At 63.6% G+C, this 18,755-nt stretch carries 16 protein-coding genes and 1 riboswitch; of the genes, 8 read left to right on the forward strand and 8 right to left on the reverse strand.

The window, feature by feature from the left end:
• Positions 1-20 precede the first annotated feature (20 nt).
• Complete coding sequence (locus tag IM784_RS02675) at positions 21-1,424, forward strand: amino acid permease (protein WP_199553722.1); 1,404 nt, start codon at positions 21-23, stop codon at positions 1,422-1,424.
• Here the strand turns inward: IM784_RS02675 and IM784_RS02680 are convergent.
• Genes IM784_RS02680 through IM784_RS02690 form a run of 3 tightly spaced genes read right to left on the reverse strand, consistent with a single transcriptional unit; the run spans position 1,405 to position 3,112 of the window.
• Positions 1,405-1,569, reverse strand: coding sequence for a hypothetical protein (locus IM784_RS02680; protein WP_199553723.1), 165 nt, complete (start codon positions 1,567-1,569; stop codon positions 1,405-1,407). The genes IM784_RS02675 and IM784_RS02680 overlap by 20 nt on opposite strands.
• Entirely contained in the window at positions 1,566-2,336 is a 771-nt protein-coding gene (locus IM784_RS02685; protein ID WP_199553724.1) for an MBL fold metallo-hydrolase, read from the reverse strand. Before IM784_RS02685 ends, IM784_RS02680 begins: the two co-directional genes overlap by 4 nt.
• The gene (locus IM784_RS02690) at positions 2,336-3,112 is read right to left on the reverse strand and encodes a TatD family hydrolase (RefSeq protein ID WP_199553725.1); all 777 of its coding nucleotides are present in this window, start codon (positions 3,110-3,112) and stop codon (positions 2,336-2,338) included. The genes IM784_RS02685 and IM784_RS02690 overlap by 1 nt, the downstream gene beginning before the upstream one ends.
• A gap of 63 nt (positions 3,113-3,175) precedes the next feature.
• Here IM784_RS02690 and nhaA point away from each other — a divergent pair, with 63 nt between their 5' ends.
• Entirely contained in the window at positions 3,176-4,381 is a 1,206-nt protein-coding gene (gene nhaA, locus IM784_RS02695) for a Na+/H+ antiporter NhaA (RefSeq protein WP_199553726.1), read from the forward strand.
• 110 nt (positions 4,382-4,491) lie between these two features.
• Here the strand turns inward: nhaA and metG are convergent, their stop codons facing one another.
• Together metG and IM784_RS02705 are read right to left on the reverse strand one after the other, a co-directional pair.
• A complete protein-coding gene (metG, locus tag IM784_RS02700; protein WP_199553727.1) occupies positions 4,492-6,039 on the reverse strand; it encodes a methionine--tRNA ligase in 1,548 nt (515 codons plus the stop codon).
• Positions 6,036-6,983, reverse strand: coding sequence for a DNA polymerase III subunit delta' (locus IM784_RS02705; protein ID WP_199553728.1), 948 nt, complete (start codon positions 6,981-6,983; stop codon positions 6,036-6,038). Before IM784_RS02705 ends, metG begins: the two co-directional genes overlap by 4 nt.
• 63 nt (positions 6,984-7,046) lie before the next feature.
• Positions 7,047-7,156, forward strand: a riboswitch (TPP riboswitch).
• Positions 7,157-7,186: 30 nt separating this feature from the next.
• Between IM784_RS02705 and thiC the strand changes: the two genes are divergently transcribed.
• A complete protein-coding gene (gene thiC / locus IM784_RS02710; protein WP_199553729.1) occupies positions 7,187-9,025 on the forward strand; it encodes a phosphomethylpyrimidine synthase ThiC in 1,839 nt (612 codons plus the stop codon).
• A 3-nt stretch (positions 9,026-9,028) separates the two neighbouring features.
• Here the strand turns inward: thiC and IM784_RS02715 are convergent, their stop codons facing one another.
• On the reverse strand, positions 9,029-9,451 hold the full coding sequence (locus tag IM784_RS02715; RefSeq protein WP_199553730.1) for a cupin domain-containing protein: 423 nt from the start codon (positions 9,449-9,451) through the stop codon (positions 9,029-9,031).
• Between the two features lie 83 nt (positions 9,452-9,534).
• Here IM784_RS02715 and IM784_RS02720 point away from each other — a divergent pair, with 83 nt between their 5' ends.
• Together IM784_RS02720 and IM784_RS02725 are read left to right on the forward strand one after the other, a co-directional pair.
• Entirely contained in the window at positions 9,535-10,815 is a 1,281-nt protein-coding gene (locus IM784_RS02720) for a hypothetical protein (protein WP_199553731.1), read from the forward strand.
• 60 nt (positions 10,816-10,875) lie between these two features.
• Positions 10,876-12,591 (forward strand): DUF389 domain-containing protein, encoded by a 1,716-nt coding sequence (locus IM784_RS02725; RefSeq protein WP_199553732.1) that lies wholly within the window; start codon positions 10,876-10,878, stop codon positions 12,589-12,591.
• 142 nt (positions 12,592-12,733) lie between these two features.
• On the opposite strand, the gene clpX is transcribed toward IM784_RS02725, so the two are convergent.
• The gene (gene clpX, locus IM784_RS02730; RefSeq protein WP_199553733.1) at positions 12,734-13,984 is read right to left on the reverse strand and encodes an ATP-dependent Clp protease ATP-binding subunit ClpX; all 1,251 of its coding nucleotides are present in this window, start codon (positions 13,982-13,984) and stop codon (positions 12,734-12,736) included.
• A 262-nt stretch (positions 13,985-14,246) separates the two neighbouring features.
• The gene (gene clpP / locus IM784_RS02735) at positions 14,247-14,924 is read right to left on the reverse strand and encodes an ATP-dependent Clp endopeptidase proteolytic subunit ClpP (RefSeq protein WP_408015271.1); all 678 of its coding nucleotides are present in this window, start codon (positions 14,922-14,924) and stop codon (positions 14,247-14,249) included.
• Positions 14,925-15,077: 153 nt separating this feature from the next.
• Between clpP and IM784_RS02740 the strand changes: the two genes are divergently transcribed.
• The 3 genes from IM784_RS02740 to IM784_RS02750 are packed head-to-tail and all read left to right on the forward strand — an operon-like array spanning position 15,078 to position 18,648.
• Positions 15,078-15,785: a transglycosylase SLT domain-containing protein gene (locus tag IM784_RS02740; RefSeq protein WP_328799421.1), complete on the forward strand. Its 708-nt coding sequence runs from the start codon at positions 15,078-15,080 to the stop codon at positions 15,783-15,785.
• Positions 15,782-17,908, forward strand: coding sequence for a flagellar biosynthesis protein FlhA (locus IM784_RS02745; protein WP_199553735.1), 2,127 nt, complete (start codon positions 15,782-15,784; stop codon positions 17,906-17,908). The genes IM784_RS02740 and IM784_RS02745 overlap by 4 nt, the downstream gene beginning before the upstream one ends.
• Complete coding sequence (locus tag IM784_RS02750; protein ID WP_199553736.1) at positions 17,908-18,648, forward strand: sigma-70 family RNA polymerase sigma factor; 741 nt, start codon at positions 17,908-17,910, stop codon at positions 18,646-18,648. Before IM784_RS02745 ends, IM784_RS02750 begins: the two co-directional genes overlap by 1 nt.
• Positions 18,649-18,755: the final 107 nt, after the last annotated feature.

Raw genomic sequence — 18,755 nt, forward strand, 5'->3', positions numbered from 1 at the left:
TGGCGCCAAGGGAGATCTGAATGAGCTGGAACAGCCGAAAGAGTTTTGAGGCCGCGGGCGATCTGCACGCGGATCATCGCCTGGTACCAACTCTTGGATGGGTGCATCTGGTGGCGCTGGGTGTTGGCGCGATCGTCGGCACCGGTATCCTGACGCTGATCGGCGTCGGAGCTGACAAGGCCGGGCCTTCCGTCATCTTCTCGTTCGTGATTGCGGGCGCCATCTGCGCCTGCGCGGCGCTTTGCTATGCCGAGATGGCGGTGATGATACCCGCCTCCGGCAGTGCCTATACCTATAGCTATGTGGTGATCGGTGAATTGCTGGCCTGGGTGATCGGGTGGAGCCTCATCCTGGAATACAGCCTGGTTGTCAGCGCCGTGGCTGTTGGATGGTCGGGGTATGCCGCGCCGTTGTTGCAGGCGACCTTTGGCATTCCGATGGAGGTGATGCAGGCCCCCGAACTGGGCGGCGTTGTTAACCTTCCTGCGATATTCATCATCGCGGTGGTTGCCGGATTGCTGATGGTGGGGACCAAGGAAAGCGCCAATCTCAATGCGTTGCTGGTGGTTGTGAAGATCGTTGCGCTGGCGGTGTTCGTGGCAGTCGCCCTGCCCGCGTTCAATGCCGCAAACCTTCAGCCCTTCATGCCGTTCGGCTTTGGCAAAACCGTCTCGCCGGACGGTGTCGAGCGGGGGGTGATGGCGGCCGCTGCCATCATCTTCTTTGCCTTCTATGGCTTCGATGCGATTGCAACCGCTGCCGAGGAGACCAGGGATCCGGCGCGCAACCTGCCTCGGGGCATTGTGGGATCGATGGTGATTTGCGTGCTGATCTATATGGTTGTTGCCGCCGTTGCCGTCGGCGCCTTGCCCTTCAAGGAATTTGCCAACAGCCCCGAGCCACTGGCGCTGATCCTGCGCGAGCTGCAAAGCCCGATGGCGGCAACCTATCTGGCCGGATCGGCCGTAATTGCCTTGCCGACGGTGATCCTGGCCTTCTTCTATGGGCAGAGCCGGATCTTTTTCGTGATGGCCCGCGACGGCCTGCTGCCGCGTGGAATGGCCAAGGTCTCCAGTCGCGGTACGCCGGTTCGCAGCACTATTTTTACGGCGATGGTGGTGGGGCTGGTGGCCGGCTTTTTCCCGCTAGCGGAAATTGCGGCGCTCGCCAATGCGGGGACGCTGGCGGCCTTCGTGGCGGTCGCCGTCTGCATGCTGGTGATGCGCCGGCGGGCTCCTGAGCGGCATCGGCTGTTCCGCGTGCCTGCGGCGCCGCTGGTGGGCGGGATCGCGATCCTGGGCTGTCTCTATCTGTTCTTCAGCCTGCCATCGAAGACGCAGGAATATTTCCTGTTGTGGAATGTGATCGGGCTTCTGCTGTATCTGGTTATTTCTCGGCGGCGTTCTAGAAGCCGAACAGCCTGAGGATCAGGAACAGGGCGGCGATGACGACGCCCCAGATCAGCACCATGCGCAGGATCTGGCCGGAGCCCATTTGCTGAAATCGGTTCCAGTTCAGCGCGAGAATCAACGCCAGACTTGCCAGAACGCTTACCAGTGCAAAGGTCATGCCCTGCCCTCCCATATGCGGCCGTCATAGCCCGGGGTTATGCCGGGCGGCAATTCGGCCGCCAGACTGTCGTGGTCCATCGATTGGTCCATGTGGGTGAGCCAGGCTTCGTGCGGTTTGGCCCGGTCGATCCATTCAAGCGTCTGTGCGAGGTGGCTGTGGGTGGGATGGGGCTGGCGGCGAAGGGCGTCGACGACCCAGAGATCGAGATTGGCGAGCAGCGGCCAGGCGGCTTCGGGAAGTGCGCTCACATCGGTCGAGTAGGCGATCGCCCTGCCCTCTGCCTCGAAGCGGAAGCCGAGCGAGTGAACCGGGCCGTGCTGTTGACGGAACGCCCTTACGCGGATGGAGCCGATCTGCAGGTCACCTTCGATGAGATGCGCCTTTGCCGTTGGCGGGTAGCCGGCGCGGCCGGCGAATACATAGGCGAAACGACTGCGCAGGCCGGCGCGGGTTTCGCGATCCATGTAGCAGTCGATTTCGCGGCGGGCGGCGTGGAATAGCGCGCGCAGGTCGTCGATGCCGTGGCAATGGTCGGCGTGATCGTGGGTGTAGAGGACGGCGGTTATCCAGCCGACATTGGCGTCCAGCAGCTGTTCGCGGAGGTCCGGGCCGGTATCGACGAGCAGGCGCGTGTCTGCGGATTCGACCAGGATGGATACGCGACGGCGGCGATTGCGGGGATTGGCGGGGTCGCAATCGCCCCAGTCTCCCCCGATGCGCGGAACTCCGGACGAGGTGCCGGAGCCGAGCATGGTGAGTTTCATCAGGCGGACAATCTTGTGAACAGTTTCCGTGCGTTGGAGGCGGTAGTTGCGGCAAGTTCCTGCACATCCGTTTCGCGCAGCTTGGCGAGGAAGCTGGCGGTGTGCGCCACATAGGCGGGCTCGCAGACCTTCCCACGCATCGGCACCGGCGCGAGGAATGGCGAATCCGTCTCGATGAGAAGCCGGTCGGTCGGGATGATGCGGGCGGTTTCCTGGAGCTCGCGCGCATTCTTGAAGGTGACGATTCCCGACAGCGAGATATAGGCGCCCAGATCGAGGCAGGCCTCCGCCAGACGGCGGCTTCCGGTGAAGCAGTGGATCACCATCGGAAAGGCGCCGTCGCGGCTCCCCTGCCTCAGCATGTCGATGGTGTCGTCTTCGGCGTCGCGGGTGTGGACGATCAGCGGCAGACCCGTCTGACGGCTTGCACTTATATGTGCATAAAAACTTTTACGTTGTTGGTTTCTATCGGACTTGTCGTAGAAATAGTCTAGGCCGGTTTCGCCGATTCCCACCACTTTCGGGTGCTGCGCGCGGTCCACCAGCTTTGCGGTGTCGATGTCCGGATGCTGGTCTGCCTCGTGCGGGTGGATGCCGACGGTTGCGAACACATCTGCATGACGTTCGGCCCCGGCGATCACATCGTCCCACTCCCGCTCGCGGGTGGAGATGGAGATCATTGCCGAAACCCCAGCCGCCCGGGCGCGCTCGACTACGCCGTCCTCGTCTTCGACCAGGCCGGGATAGTTCAGGTGGCAGTGGGAATCGATCAGCATCGCCTGCATGTGGCGTGGATGCCGCAGGGTTTCAATTACCGATCGTCAGGCTAGAAGAGCCGCATGCTACGCTTGATCAACAAGATTCCGTCGGAGGCCTGGCCCGGCATCGTGCTGCTTGCCTGCGCCGTTGCTGCCATGCTGCTTGCGAATTCGGAGTGGGCGCCGATGCAGACGGAGGTGCTGAAGACAGTCGGCACCTTCAGCTTCGGCTCGCTGTCGATCTCCATGACGACAGCCGAATGGGTGAAGAACCTGCTGATGGCGGTGTTCTTTTTCTATGTGGGGCTGGAGCTGAAGCGGGAGCTGATGGAGGGGGCGCTTTCCAGTGTTTCCACCGCCATGCTGCCTCTGGTGGCGGCGTTGGGGGGCGTGCTGTGCCCTGCCCTCATCTACCTGCTCGTGACCAACGGTACCGGCTTTGAGCATGGTTGGGCCATACCGGCTGCGACCGATATTGCCTTTGCGCTGGGTGTGGTGGCGCTGCTGGGAAGCCGCGTGCCGCCGGCATTGAAGATATTCCTTCTGGCTGTTGCCGTGGTGGACGATCTGATCGCCATTCTGGTGATCGCCTTTTTCTATACCGATACGCTGCACCTGGGCTGGCTTGCCATGGTGGGGGTTTTCTATGCGCCGATGCTGGTGCTGACGCGGCTGAAGAAGAACTGGCATGGCATGTACATGCTGCTGGCGATGCCGATGTGGGCGTGCATGCAGATGAGCGGCGTGAACCCGACCATTGCCGGCGTGCTGGCGGCGCTGGCCATTCCCATGCGGAACGGGGACGGGGAATCGCTGCTGATCGAGCTGGAGCACAAGCTGCGGCCCTATGTGCACTATGGCGTTATGCCGGTGTTTGCGCTGGCAAGTGCGGGGGCTGCCGTGGGCGGTGGGCTTGCGGCGACACTGGGGCACCCCGTTTCGCTGGGCATCATCCTGGGCCTGTTCCTGGGCAAGCCGCTGGGCATCACGATTGGCACGATCCTCGGCAGTTTGCTGATGAAGGCGGAGCGGCCGGGCACCTTGCCCTCGATCGTGGGCGTCGGCTTCGTGGCCGGCATCGGCTTCACCATGAGCCTGTTCATCGGCAAGCTGGCCTTCCACAATGTGGAGGCCGAACTGGCAGTGAAGATCGGTGTCTATGCCGGATCGCTGCTGTCTGCGGTGATCGGCTTGGCGGTACTGGCATTCGTGCACCGGACGCCCAGCGAAGGCACCGATGAATCGGATATCTTCACTGGCGGCGAAGACGCCGATAAGGTTCACTGACGGCAGGGACGTCGACGAGATTCACTGTCGGCGGGGACGCCGACGAGATTCACTGTCGGCGGGGACGCCGACGAGATTCACTGTCGGCGGGGACGCCGACGAGGTGCGACCTAGTCGGCGGTTTCAGGCTCTGCCCAGCGCGGGAAAACGCCTTCGGGTGCCGGGAGCGGCGTGCCGGGGATCAGTCGATTGCCGTAGGTGGCGAAGCTGCGGTCGCCCCCCCCTGTTCCGAGCTGCCCTGTTCCGAGCTGGTCCAGCAGGCGGTTGGCGCTGATGGGCATGGCCGGTTGCACGAGAAGCGCGATACGGCGGATGCATTCGGCGGCATGGTAAAGCACGACGTCGGCGCGGGCCGGATCGGTCTTGCGGAGTGCCCAGGGGGCGTTCTCGTTCAGATAGGCGTTCACCATGCCGACGCGGGCCCAGATCGCATCGAGCGCGATGTCCGGGCGGACGGCTTCATGCGCAGCGCGGGTTTCGTGCAGCATGGGTTCCACCTGCGCCAGAAGTGCGAGGTCTGCTTCGGTTGCCGGTCCATCGGCGGGGACGGCGTTGGCGCAGTTCCTGGCGATCATGCTGAGCGTGCGCTGGGCCAGGTTGCCCAGATCATTGGCGAGATCGGCGTTGATGCGGCGGCCGATGGCCTCGTGGCTCCATTCGCCGTCCTGCCCGAACTGGATCGCGCGCAGCAGATAATAGCGGAGCGGATCGACGCCGAAGGTGTCGGCGAGGCCCATCGGCTCGACGATGTTGCCGAGCGACTTCGACATTTTCTCGCCGCGGTTGAGGACGAAGCCATGGCCAAAGATGCGCCCCGGCAGCGGCAGGTTTGCCGACATCAGGAAGGCGGGCCAGTAGATGGCATGGAAGCGCACCACATCCTTGCCGATCACGTGCAGGTTGGCCGGCCATCGCGCCTCCCAGCCGGCAGCTGGCCAGCCAGACGGCGTCAGATAATTGGTGAGCGCATCCATCCAGACATACATCACATGGCCGGGCGAGCCCGGCACGGGAATGCCCCAATCGAAGCTGGTGCGGCTGATCGACAGATCTTTCAACCCTCTCTCAACAAATGCTCGCATCTCGTTGAGACGATTTGAGGGTTGTACGAAGTCTGGCTGCTCTGCATAGAGCTTCAGCAGCGGTTCCTGGAAACGCGACAGGCGGAAGAACCAGCTCTCCTCGACTGTCCACTGCACTTCGGTTCCGGTCGGGGCGAGCCTGGTGCCATCGTCGGCGACGACCAGATCTTCCTCGTCGTAATAGGCTTCGTCGCGGACGGAGTACCAGCCCTCGTAGCGGTCGAGATAGATGTCGCCGGCGGCTTCCATCTGCGTCCAGAGTGCCTGCGCGGTTGCCTTGTGGTCGGCATCGGTCGTGCGGATGAAGCGGTCGCGGCTGATGTCGAGCCGGTCGCACATGGCGACGAAGTGGGCCGACATGCCGTCGACGAATTCCTTGGGGGAAATATCGGCGGTGCGGGCGGCCTGCGCGATCTTCAGCCCATGTTCGTCGGTGCCGGTGAGAAAATAGGTGTCGCGGCCGTCCAGGCGGGCGAAGCGGGCGAGCCAGTCGGTCGCGATCACTTCATAGGCGTGGCCGATGTGCGGCCGCCCGTTGGGATAGGAAATGGCGGTGGTGACATAGTAGTGGCTCATCGTGCTGGCCCTGAATCCTGTATGCGGCCTGCGCGGGCCATGATGTCGGCCAGCGCCAATGCCACTTGCGCGGGCACATAGGCAAGATGGAGGGCGTCGCGGACGATGATCTGGGCTTCGTCGTAGAGCGCGAACAGCGCAGGCTGCGGGTTGCGGCGGGCGGCTTCGGCCAGGCGGCGCGGTACGAGCGTGAGCAGGGCATCGAAGCGTGGGCCGGCTGCTGCCGTGGAGACGCTGCGGGCGAACTGCAGCGGATCGGCACCGCCGGAGATGCGGCTGAGCGCGGTCTCGAGGCCGGTGAGATCGGCGCCGGCGAGCGCGGCAACGGAACCCGGCGCACCGTTCGCGAGCTGTGCGAGGGAAGCGAGCTCGGCCTGCGGCAGTTCGGGGAATTGCGCCTGGAGCACCGTTTCCGTTTCGCCCGGGCTGAGCGGCGACATGCGCAGCGTGCGGCAGCGCGACCGGATCGTGGGCAGAAGGCGGCCGGGGGAATGGCTGACGAGAAGATAGACCGTTTTTTCGCGCGGCTCCTCAAGTTCTTTCAGGAAGCTATTGCTTGTATTTGTATTCATGTCGTCGATAGAGTCGACTATCAGGGTGCGCCGCGGGGCGATGGCCGGGTAGCTGTGGAGGAACTCGGACAGTTCGCGGACATGATCGATCAGGATCGAATGGGTGGCACTGCCCTTCCCTTCCGTCGGTGGCTCCAGCACGCGATGATCGGGGTGGGAACCTGCCTCTACGAGCGCGCGCGCCACATGATCGGCGGGGCTATCGGCCTGGCCGCTGAGCAGGGTCATGGCGGCCCAATCGGCGAAGGCGCGCTTGCCGATCCCGTGGGGCCCGGCGATCAGCCAGGCGTGGTGCAGGCGCCCGCTATCGAGCGCTTCGAGGAATTGCGCCTTTTGATCTGCGTGGCCGATGAGCATCACCTTGGGTGGCATCTGAACGGCATTGACGCAACCGGCAAAAGCCTTTGCGCATGGGCCGTGGGAAAGCTACACTCGGATCGTACCCCGGGGGGCCGCTTGTGCGCGGCTGAGAGGCAGGCAGCAGCCCGCGACCCGTCGAACCTGATCCGGCTGACACCGGCGTAGGGAGGGAGCGGCACATGCGCCAAACCTTCCGTTGAAAGAGGAGATTTCGCATGGCCGACATTCCGTCTCACCTGGAATCCGCGACCGTGACCACGGGGCCGCTGCCGGCCTCGCGCAAGATTCATGTGCCAGGCACGCTGCATCCGGAGATCCGGGTGCCCATCCGCGAAATCGAGCTGGAAGCATCGGCGCTGGAGCCCCCGGTTCGGGTGTACGACACGACCGGCCCCTATACCGATCCGACGGCACGGATTGATATTTCGGCAGGACTTCCGCGGTTGCGGGAGGCATGGGTCGAGGCGCGGGGCGATGTGGAGCGCTATGACGGGCGACAGGTGAAGCCGGAGGACAATGGGCTGGTGCGGGCAGGTTCGCGCGAGGTTCGGCCCTTTCCTTCGCCGAACGTGCGGCCGTTCCGGGGGACGGGCGCGGCGGTGACGCAGCTTGCCTATGCGCGGCGCGGGATCATCACGCCGGAGATGGAATATGTGGCGATCCGCGAAAATCTGGGCCGGGCGAAGGCGCTGGAAGCGGCGCAGGGCGGAGAATCGTTTGGAGCTTCGATTCCGGCGCATGTGACGCCGGAGTTCGTGCGCGAGGAAATTGCGCGCGGGCGGGCGATCATCCCCTGCAACATCAACCACACGGAGCTGGAGCCGATGATCATCGGCCGCAACTTTCTGGTGAAGATCAACGCCAATATCGGTAATTCGGCCGTCGCGTCTTCGGTGGCGGATGAAGTGGAGAAAATGGTCTGGGCGATCCGCTGGGGCGCCGACACGGTTATGGATCTCTCCACCGGCAAGAATATTCACGACACGCGGGAATGGATCCTGCGCAACTCGCCGGTGCCGATCGGGACGGTGCCGATCTATCAGGCGCTGGAGAAGGTCGGCGGAATTGCCGAGGATCTGACGTGGGAAATCTATCGTGACACGCTGATCGAGCAGGCCGAGCAGGGTGTAGACTATTTCACCATCCACGCAGGGGTTCGGCTGCCCTACATTCCCATGACTGCAAAGCGGGTTACGGGAATTGTTTCGCGCGGTGGATCAATTCTGGCGAAATGGTGCCTGTCGCACCACAAGGAGAATTTCCTCTATACGCATTTCGCGGAAATCTGCGAAATCATGCGGGCTTACGACATTTCTTTCAGTCTTGGTGACGGGTTGCGACCCGGCTCCATCGCCGATGCCAATGACGAGGCGCAGTTTGCGGAGCTGCATACGCTGGGCGAGCTGACCAAGGTGGCCTGGGACATGGATTGCCAGGTGATGATCGAGGGGCCCGGCCATGTGCCGATGCACAAGATCAAGGTGAACATGGAAAAGCAGCTGGAGAGCTGCGGCGAGGCGCCCTTCTATACGCTGGGGCCGCTGACGACCGATATTGCGCCGGGTTACGACCATATCACCTCGGGCATCGGGGCGGCGATGATCGGTTGGTTCGGCTGTGCGATGCTTTGCTATGTGACGCCGAAGGAGCATCTGGGCCTGCCTGACCGGGACGATGTGAAGGTGGGGGTCATTACCTACAAGCTGGCGGCGCACGCGGCCGATCTTGCCAAGGGCCATCCTGCCGCGCAGCTCCGGGACGATGCGCTTTCCCGTGCACGGTTCGACTTCCGCTGGCGCGATCAGTTCAACCTGAGCCTGGATCCGGAAACCGCCGAGCAGTTCCATGATGAAACGCTGCCTGCGGAGGGCGCCAAGACGGCGCATTTCTGTTCCATGTGCGGGCCAAAGTTCTGCTCGATGAAGATCACGCAGGAAGTGCGCGACTTTGCGGCGAGACAGAATAGCGACAGCTTTGTGGCGGCCGATGAAGGGATGGCCCGGAAAGCACAGGAATTCCGGGATCTTGGAAGCGAGATCTATCTGAAACAGTAGGCCTCAGCCGCCCGGTTCCCAACCGGGTGGCGCCAGTTCGAAGCCGCTGAATTCGAAGCCCGGCGCAACGACGCAGGAAACCAGCGCCCAGCCGAAGCTTGCCTGCGCTGCCTGCCAGTGACCGGCGGGAATGACGAGGTGCGATTGTTGCCCTGCCAGCACATCGCCGCCCAGCAGGCATGCGTTCCGTCTTCCATCCGGCGCGGCCCGGAGGAGTTGCAGCGCGCTGCCGGCGTGCCAGGCCCATAGCTCGTCTGCGTCGACCTTGTGCCAGTGCGATCGCTGGCCGGCTTCCAGAAGAAAGTGAATTGCCGTCATCGCGGAACGTTCACCGGGCGCGGCGGGCGATCGCCATGTTTCGCGATACCAGCCTCCCTCCGGGTGCCGCTGCAGGTCCAGCAGCTCGATGATTCCTGTCGGTTCCATGCAAATCCCGACCCCCGCCTGCATTGCCTGCCCTGAAATGTTGGAATAGTCTGAAGGGGATCGAGGGGCCATAGGGGACGATCATGAAATTCTATCTGCTTCAGGCATCCGTGCTTGCGCTTGCTCTTGCCGTGCCTGCGACCGGGCAGTCGCAGAAGGTTTCGCCGCCGAAGACGGTTTACTGGATGTCTGCTGCTACGCAGAGCGGCTTCGGGATGGGGAGCGCGCCTTCCACCAGCGACATGATGCGCATGGCGATGGGTGGCGGCGGAAGCAGTGTGATCAAGACGCTGAACCTGGACCTTGGATCGAAGCTGCCGCCCTCCCCCGCGCCCGGTGCAGCCGATCATGCCGTGCCTCCGGGGATGAACATGGGCGCCAACCTGCCCTTGCGGGCGCCGAAGAAGGGCACGCCATCCCAGGGGACGGAAGAATTCGAGCGGCCGAAGGGCAAGCTGCTGTTGTTCTGGGGATGTGGTGAGACGGCAAAGCCGGGCCAGCCTGTCGTCTTCGATTTTGCCAGGATTGCGGCGGGCGAGATGCCGGCCAATCTTTTCGGCGGCGAGCGGGTTCGGCTGCAGCGCCCGCCCAATGCCTCGACCTGGCCGACCTATGTGTATTGGCCCAATACGGACAAGCAGAACGGCAGCCGACAGGTGCCGTCCAATGCGTCGCTGGTGGGGCCGCACAAGGTGACAGGCAATTTCGCGCCGCAGATGGATTTCAGCCTGCAGCAGGACTGGATGCAGGGCGTGAACATGAAGCAGCAGAAGAATGCGTCAGGTTCGGTCGGGCTGCAGTGGAATGTGGTGCCGGGGGCAACGGCGCATTTTGCACAGATGGTGGCCGGCCGGGATGAGGGTGGCGCACCGGTTATCGTGTTCTGGGCTTCGTCCGAAACGCAGACCTTCTTCTCGGGCATGTCGGACTTCATCTCGCCTTCGGAAGCCTCGCGGCTGGTAGGCAAGAAACTGCTGATGCCGCCGTCGCAGACGAGTTGCGCCATTCCCAAAGAGGCTGTCGCAGCGGCGAAGGATGCCGGGCTGATCCTGCTGACCTCGCATGGCCCGGAGCAGAATATCGTCTATCCGCCGCGTCCGAAGGATCCCAAGGTGGACTGGGTGCAGGAATGGAGCGTGAAGGCGCGATTTGTCTCTCGCACGGGCGCCATCATCGGGATGGAAGACATGGGCGGTGCTGGCGGTGCGACCGCAAGCGGCAAGCCGAAATGCAAGCCCGATGCCGCGACCGAGGCGGGCAAGGCAGCAGGTGGCGGCATCGGCGGCAGCGTCGGTCGGGCGATGGGTGGCGCCCTGGGAGGCCTGATGGGCAAGAAGAAGCCCAAGGAGGATTGCGAGCCCTGACGCGACGGGTTGCGCCGCATCGGATTCCATTTGGGCGGCAGATGCTTTAGCCCATGGGCGATGACTGATGGGAACAATGCGCAGGCTTCCGTTGAAGGCCGCGATTCGACTTCAAAATACGTCCGGCAGTTGAAGGCCTGGCACCGGCGTACGGTTGTTGCGGGGGTGGATCATGCCGCCCTGCTGGACCGGGCCAATGCGGAAGGGGGCTGGTCGGCGCGGTTCGCCTTCATGATTGCCATGTCTGCCGGCATCGCCATCCTGGGCATGCTGCTGTCGTCGCCGGCAGTGGTTATCGGCGCGATGCTGATCTCTCCGTTGATGGCGCCGATCGTGAACGCCGGTTTTTCGCTCGCGACCTTTGACTGGCCGACTGTGCGGTCGAGCTTGCTGGCGCTCGCCGCAGGGACGCTTCTGGCGATTGGATTCACCGCGCTTCTGGTGCTTGCATCCCCCTTGCAGGACCTGACGTCCGAAATCCTGGCGAGGACGCGCCCAAACCTGTTTGACCTGCTGGTGGCGATTTTTTCGGCACTGGCGGGCGGCTACGCGACGGTGCGCGGGCGGGGCGAGACGATTGTGGGTGTGGCGCTTGCGACCTCGCTGATGCCGCCGCTGGCCGCAGTCGGCTATGGGTTGGCGACCTGGAACATGGCGGTTGCCGGTGGCGCATTTGCCCTGTTCCTCACGAACTTCATTGCCATCGCCCTGTGCATGGCGCTGGTTGCGCGCTTCTATGGGTTCGGCGCCTTTCTGACGCCGCGCCAGACGCAGCGGCAGGCCTTTGCGCTGTTGGTCGTGCTGGTCGCCCTTGCCGTTCCGCTGGGCTTTTCCTTGAGGCAGATCGCCTGGGAGGCGTGGGCGACGCGGACCATACGCAATGCCGTCGCGCAGGAATTCGGCCACAACAGCCGGATCGTGGCGCTGGATCCCGACTTTGCCGGCGGCAAGCTGGTTGTCCGCGCGACAGTGCTTTCGGATCGGCTGCACAGCAAGGCGACGGCCGACCTGGAGCGGCGGCTGGGGACGACGCTGAGGCGGCCGGTGCGGATGCAGCTGAGCCAGGTTCTGGTGAATCAGGGGGGCGCGCAGGCGGAGCTGAACCGGGCGCGTGCGGCCGAGGCGGGATCGAGCACGGCAGCGCGGCTGGCGCAGGCCGACCTTGCCGTGCGATTGCAGTTTGTCGCCGGGGTTCCGGCGTCTGCGATAACGGTGGATAGCGCGGCCCGACGGGCGCTGGTGGCTGTGGGTCGCGACCGGCAGATTCCAGAGCTGTTCCTTCTGGAGCAGCGCTTGCGGGAAGAAAACCCGGATTGGGATGTGCAGCTGACGGTGCCGACGATGGCGTTGCCGCCGATCCTGTTCGAGGACGGAAGTGCAGAACTGGATGCACGCGCGCAGGCGCAGATCAAATCCTACCTCTGGGCGCTGCAGAGCTGGGGGATGAACGGTATCGTGCTGGCGGGGGGCCGGGCATCGAACGAACCGCAACGACTGGCGGCGGCACGTATGGACGCGGTTGCCCCGCTGTTCGAGGCTTGCGGCTATCGTGTGGAAGAGCGTGCGGCGCGCGCTTTGGATCGGCGGGAGGAAAGCGAGCTGGGGCGGTCGGCCCTGAGGCGGGTGGAGGTCTCACCGCGTGACGTGGTGGCAGGCCCGGGCGAAGAGAGCGCGCCTGAAAACGCGCAAGCCTGCCTGTTGCCGCGCGGCGGCGGGAACGCGAGCGACCCTGCGCCGGCGGAAGACCAGACGGCGGGCGTTTCGAAGGCGGCTTGAGGTCCGAAGATGCAGCGGGCGGGTTTTCCCCGCACGTAGATACAACGGGCGGGTTTTCACCCGCGATAAGATGCAACGGGCGGGTTTTCACCCGCCCGAAGCACGTCGTTGCGATGTCTTGCGGTCCGCTGGCGTGCGGGCCTCAGGCGGCCTTGTCGGCCCTCAGAAGCTGGATCGGGTTTTTCAGTCCCTTCACGACTTCGCCGTCGATCTGAACTTCATCGACCGTATCCATGCCGGGCAATTCGAACATGGTATCGAGCAGGATCCCCTCCAGGATGGAGCGCAGGCCGCGGGCGCCGGTGCGCCGCTCAATGGCGCGCTTGGCGATCTCGGACAGGGCCTCTTCCGAGAAGGAGAGCTTCACGCCTTCCATCTCGAACAGGCGGGCATATTGCTTGGACAGCGCGTTCTTCGGCTCGGTAAGGATCTTGATGAGCGCAGCCTCGTCCAGATCTTCCAGCGTTGCGATAACCGGGAGGCGGCCGACGAATTCAGGGATCAGCCCGAACTTCAGCAGGTCTTCCGGTTCGCAATTGCGCAGGACCTGGCCCGTACGACGTTCATCCGGAGCTGCAACATGCGCACCGAAGCCTATGGATTTACCTTGCAATCTGTCGGAAATTATCCGGTCCAGACCGGCGAAGGCGCCGCCGCAGATAAAGAGGATATTGGTGGTATCGACCTGCAGGAACTCCTGCTGCGGATGCTTGCGGCCGCCTTGCGGCGGAACGCTGGCGGTCGTTCCTTCCATGATCTTCAGCAGTGCCTGCTGCACCCCTTCGCCCGACACGTCGCGGGTGATGGAGGGATTGTCGGCCTTGCGACTGATCTTGTCGATCTCGTCGATGTAGACAATGCCGCGCTGGGCGCGTTCGACATTATAGTCGCTCGCCTGCAGCAGCTTCAGGATGATGTTCTCGACATCCTCACCGACATAGCCGGCTTCCGTGAGCGTGGTCGCGTCTGCCATGGTGAAAGGCACGTCGAGGATACGAGCCAGGGTCTGCGCGAGAAGCGTCTTGCCGCAGCCGGTGGGGCCGACGAGCAGGATGTTCGACTTTGCGAGCTCGACCTCGGCGCCCTTCGCGCCATGGGCGAGTCGCTTGTAGTGGTTGTGCACGGCAACCGAGAGAACCCGCTTTGCGTGGGTCTGGCCGATTACATAGCTGTCGAGCACGCCCATGATCTCGCGCGGGGGCGGGACACCGTCGCGGGTTTTCACCAGCGCGTTCTTGGTTTCCTCGCGGATGATGTCGTTGCACAGCTCGACACATTCATCGCAGATGAAAACCGTGGGGCCTGCGATCAGCTTCTTCACCTCGTGCTGGCTCTTCCCGCAGAAGGAGCAATAGAGGATATTCTTGCCGTCGCTGCTGCTGACTTTGGTCATAGACTCTCTTTCGGCCGCCCCTGAACCGGTTTGGAAAGCCGGGGCGGCATGGGCACATATTACAAGTTAGCGCAGATTCCCTCTGCCGCAAGTGCGAAAGCCGCCAGCTTGGCACCTTGCAGAGGGTTATTTGCCCCGCAGCGTGCCGGGAGTCCGCTGCGGCCAGGCATTCCGTCAGCCCCGCACATTGCCGGGCAAAAGCGGAATACCGGTACAAAGGGGGAAGGAACGGTGCTGCCGGATCCGGCAGCGCCGAAGCGCGTCAGGCGGCCTTCAGTTCGCCTTCGGCGGGCGTCGGGCGCTTGTCCATCACTTCGTCCACCAGCCCGAAGGCCTTGGATTCCTCGGCCGACATGAACTTGTCCCGCTCCATTGCATGCTCGATCTCCTCGAGCGGCTTGCCGGTGAACTTGGCATAGAGGCTGTTCATGTGGGCGCGGATGCGGATGATCTCTCGGGCCTGGATTTCGATATCGGTTGCCTGGCCCTGTGCGCCGCCGGAGGGCTGGTGCACCATGATGCGGGCGTTGGCGAGCGCCACGCGCATGCCGGGTTCGCCGGCTGCCAGCAGGAAGCTGCCCATGGAGGCGGCCTGGCCGATGCAGACGGTGCCGACCTTGGGGCGGATATATTGCATGGTATCATAGATCGCCATGCCCGAGGTGATCACCCCGCCCGGCGAGTTGATGTACATGAAGATGTCTTTCTTGGGGTTTTCCGCCTCAAGGAAGAGCAGCTGGGCGACGATCAGCGAGGCCATGCTGTCCTCGATCGGGCCGTTCACGAAGACGATACGCTCGCGCAGGAGGCGGGAGAAGATGTCGAACGACCGCTCCCCCCGGCTCGACTGCTCTATGACGATGGGCACGAGCCCCGCCGTCGGATTGATGTGGGCGCCGAATGCGGCGAGAGGGTTCATGATAAACTGGTCGCGGTCCATGCGGGTATAAGTCGGCCCTGCCCTGCCCGCCGTCAAGCCCCGCTTCTGCGATATCCGCAATGCATCCGGAACGGTCCCACTTTCGCACCTGTCGGCGGACACAGTTGCTATCTGTCAAGCATGCGAGGATTGCCTGAAAATCCTGATCTAAGCGTGCGGGGCGCAGGGGCTGCTGTCCTGCCGGCGCTGCGTGCCGCTGCGGAACGGACGGGGGTGGATTTCGGGGCGCTCTATCATACGGCGCGACTGGAATCCGGTTTCAACCCGCAGGCGCGGGCGCGCACTTCCTCGGCTACCGGCCTGTTCCAGTTCGTGGATTCCACCTGGATGTCGACGATCGCGAAGCATGGGGCGCGGCATGGAATTGTGCCGGGCTCGCGGGCGGAAGCGCTGGCGCTGCGCCGGGATCCTGCGGTCGCCAGCCTGATGGCGGCCGAGCATATGGCCGACAACGCTGCGGCTCTGGAGGCCGGGGGCCAGGAAGCATCGGCGACGGGGCTCTACCTTGCGCATTTTCTGGGGGCGGGCGGCGCGGTTCGCTTTCTGAAGGGGATGGCTGCGGCGCCGGGAGCCGCGGCAGCCGAGCTGTTTCCGGCGGCGGCCCGGGCGAACCGCTCGATATTCTATGCCGGCAGCGGCGCCCGCAGCCTGCAGGAGGTGTATGAGCTCTTTGCCCGCAAGCTGGGGGCTGACGAGGGCGGTGGCGCTGGCTTCGCACTGGCGGAAAACGGACATGCGGCCGATCGGCTGCCGGCTGCAGTCGCTGCGTTGATGCCGCCCGAAACTGGTTCGGCACTGGCTGAGCAGCCGCTGCATGCGGCGCGGCTGGCCTATCTGTTGCTTGCCGAGATGGGCGCATGAGGAGCGGCGTACTGACAGCCTGGTTGCCGGCGAAGTCGAACTTCTCTGTTGGCGCCCTGCTGTTGCCGGTGGGCATGCTCACCATTCTGCTGTTGATGGTGGTGCCGATCTCGGCGGTGCTGCTGGACCTGTTCTTTGTCGGCAATATCCTGCTGTCGCTGGTGATGCTGATGATGGTCCTGCAGGCCAATCGTCCGCTGGATTTCTCGACATTTCCGTCCGTGCTGCTGGTGGCGACCCTGTTGCGGTTGGCGTTGAACGTGGCCTCCACCCGGGTGGTGCTGGTTTCCGGGCATGAGGGGCCGCACGCGGCGGGCAAGGTGATCGAGGCATTCGGCAAGGCGATGATCGGGGGCGATTTCATCGTCGGACTCATTGTGTTCGTGATCCTGATGATCGTGAACCTGGCAGTGATTGCGAAAGGCGCCGGGCGGGTTTCGGAGGTCAGCGCGAGATTTACACTGGATGCCCTGCCCGGAAAGCAGATGGCGATCGACGCCGACCTGAACGCCGGGATGCTGACCCCGGACGAAGCGCGGAAACGGCGGGTGGAAGTCGCCTCCGAAGCGGACTTCTATGGCTCGATGGATGGCGCCTCCAAGTTCGTGAAGGGCGATGCGGTTGCCGGAATCCTGATACTTGTCATCAATATAGCGGGCGGCATTCTGATCGGAGTCTTCAGCCATGGGCTGGGGTTGGGAGAGGCCGCCGACTTGTATTTCCTCTTGTCTGTGGGGGATGCGCTGGTCGCGCAGATTCCGGCGCTGATGCTGTCCATCGCGGCCGCCATTCTGGTGACGCGCAGTGCAGAGGACGCCAATCTCTCCGACCAGTTGCGGGGTCAGTTTTCCTCCTCGGCTGCGTGGTGGCCGGCGGCCGCCATCCTGGCGGTTCTTGCCTGTGTGCCGGCCATGCCGAGCTCGATCCTGCTGCCGGTGGCGGCTGTTGCGGGCGCTGTTGCCTGGAAGTTGCGGGCGCGCCCGGAAGTGGTGGCTGAGTCGCCCTCCCCAGCCGCCGCTACCGAGCCGCGAATCGACTGGAACGAGGTTACCGAGAGCGCGCCGGTGTTGCTGGAGATCGGCTATGGCCTGATCCCGCTGGTAGATGGTGACGGGGCACTGATGAACCGAATTACCGGGATCAGGCGTCAGCTGTCGCAGGAACTCGGCTTTGTGCTGCCGATGGTTCGGGTGCGGGACAATCTGGGCCTTGCGCCGCAGGCCTATCGGATAACCGTTGCCGAGGAACTGGCGGGTAGTGGCGAGGCCTGGCCGCATGACGTGCTGGCGCTGGAAGCGGAAGCCATTTTGCAGGAGGTGCCGGGCAGATCGGTACGGGATCCGGCATTCGGCATGGCGGCGCGCTGGATCGATGCGGGGCTGGAGGGGGAAGCGATTGCCAACGGATATACCGTTGTCGACAGTTCCACTGTTATCGGAACACATTTATATAAAATATTGAAAGATAAATCTTTCCTTATATTCGGCGTCGACGATATGCAGGGGTTGATAGATGCGTTGGCCGAACGCTATCCGCAGGCCGCAAACAGCCTCTCCCCCAAGGTCACACCGCTTTCCACAACTACTGCCGTATGCCAGTATCTTCTTGAGGAATCCATTTCACTCAAAGGGTTTCATAGGATTGCTCAAGCAATTTCTCATTATGCCGGTTCGGTGCAGGAGCCTCTGCAGCTCGCCGAGGCGGTTCGTTCCCGTATCGGCGGCTTGATCCTCGCCGGGCTGACGCCCGTTGACGAGCCGCTTCGGGTGATAGCCCTTTCGCCACGTCTGGAGGCGTTGCTGGTTTCCGCGCAGCGGGCCGCTCCCCTGGCCGAGCATCCGTTTGAGCCATCGCTTGGCGCGCGAATTGCCGAGGCGGTCGCGGCCGCTGCCCGCCCTGCCCAATCGGCGGGCCTGCCAGTGGCGCTGGTGACGCAACCCGGGCCGCGGCGCGCCTTGTGGCGGCTGTTGCACCCCCAGGCGTCGATGCCCGTTCTGGCATTCGGCGAACTGCAGGATAGCCGGGCAGTGGAGGTGATCGCCGTTGTCGGGGACGAATTGCTCGAGCCGGCAGCTTTGCCCGAGGCCCGGGGTGTTGAAACCAGCAGGATGGAGGCCGTGTAATGGATGCACGAGCTGCACTGAACATGGGGCTTTATTCCCCGGCCGCCTACACCAGAACCGATCCGGACAGGCTGGTCAGAATGCATCTTGGACTTGTTCGGAAGATCGCCTGGCATACCCATGCGCGGGTCTCGACGGCGCTCGACATCGAGGAGCTGGTGCAGATCGGCATGATTGCGCTGATCGAAGCCGCCCGGACCTTTGAAGATCGGGGCCAGGCCAGTTTTTCCACCTATGCCAGCATTCGGGTTCGGGGCGGCATGATCGATGCGCTGCGCAAGCAGGCTACCTTGTGCAGATCTGCCTTGCGCCGGCGCCGGGAGTTGAACGGCGCACGACAGCGGCTGGAAGCCAGTCTGGGCCGAGCGCCCAGCGACGTGGAGCTGGCGGCGGAAATGGGCATTTCGGCCGCCGAGCTGCGGGAGAGCCTCTCTGCCACGCAGGGGGTTCGCTATGAATCCATCGAGGAGGTCTATTCGGATCACAGCATCTGGTTTGCAGCCGACGAGCCGGACGCCCTCTCCGCGCTTGAATCCCGGGACATGCGCGATGCCATTGCCGGCGCCATCCGCGAACTGCCGGAACGGGAAGCAATGGTTCTGCAGCTCTATTTTGTCGAGGAGCTTAATCTTGAGGAGATCGGCCAGGCGCTTGGGGTTGGGGCGGCCCGCATCTGTCAGATCAAGAAGAGTGCCCTGACCAAGGTCCGCAAGCTGCTGGGAGGATGGGCAGAAGATTAGCGGCCCTGCGCTTCCAAACGTTCAAAGCGACCGACTGCCCCGGGCGACAATGCCCGGGGCATTTTTTTCGTCGTTTGCCCTTCACTGCCGTTTTCGAAACCATTGGG

This window comes from Sandaracinobacteroides hominis, from assembly GCF_016464365.1.
Taxonomy (GTDB): domain Bacteria; phylum Pseudomonadota; class Alphaproteobacteria; order Sphingomonadales; family Sphingomonadaceae; genus Sandaracinobacteroides; species Sandaracinobacteroides hominis.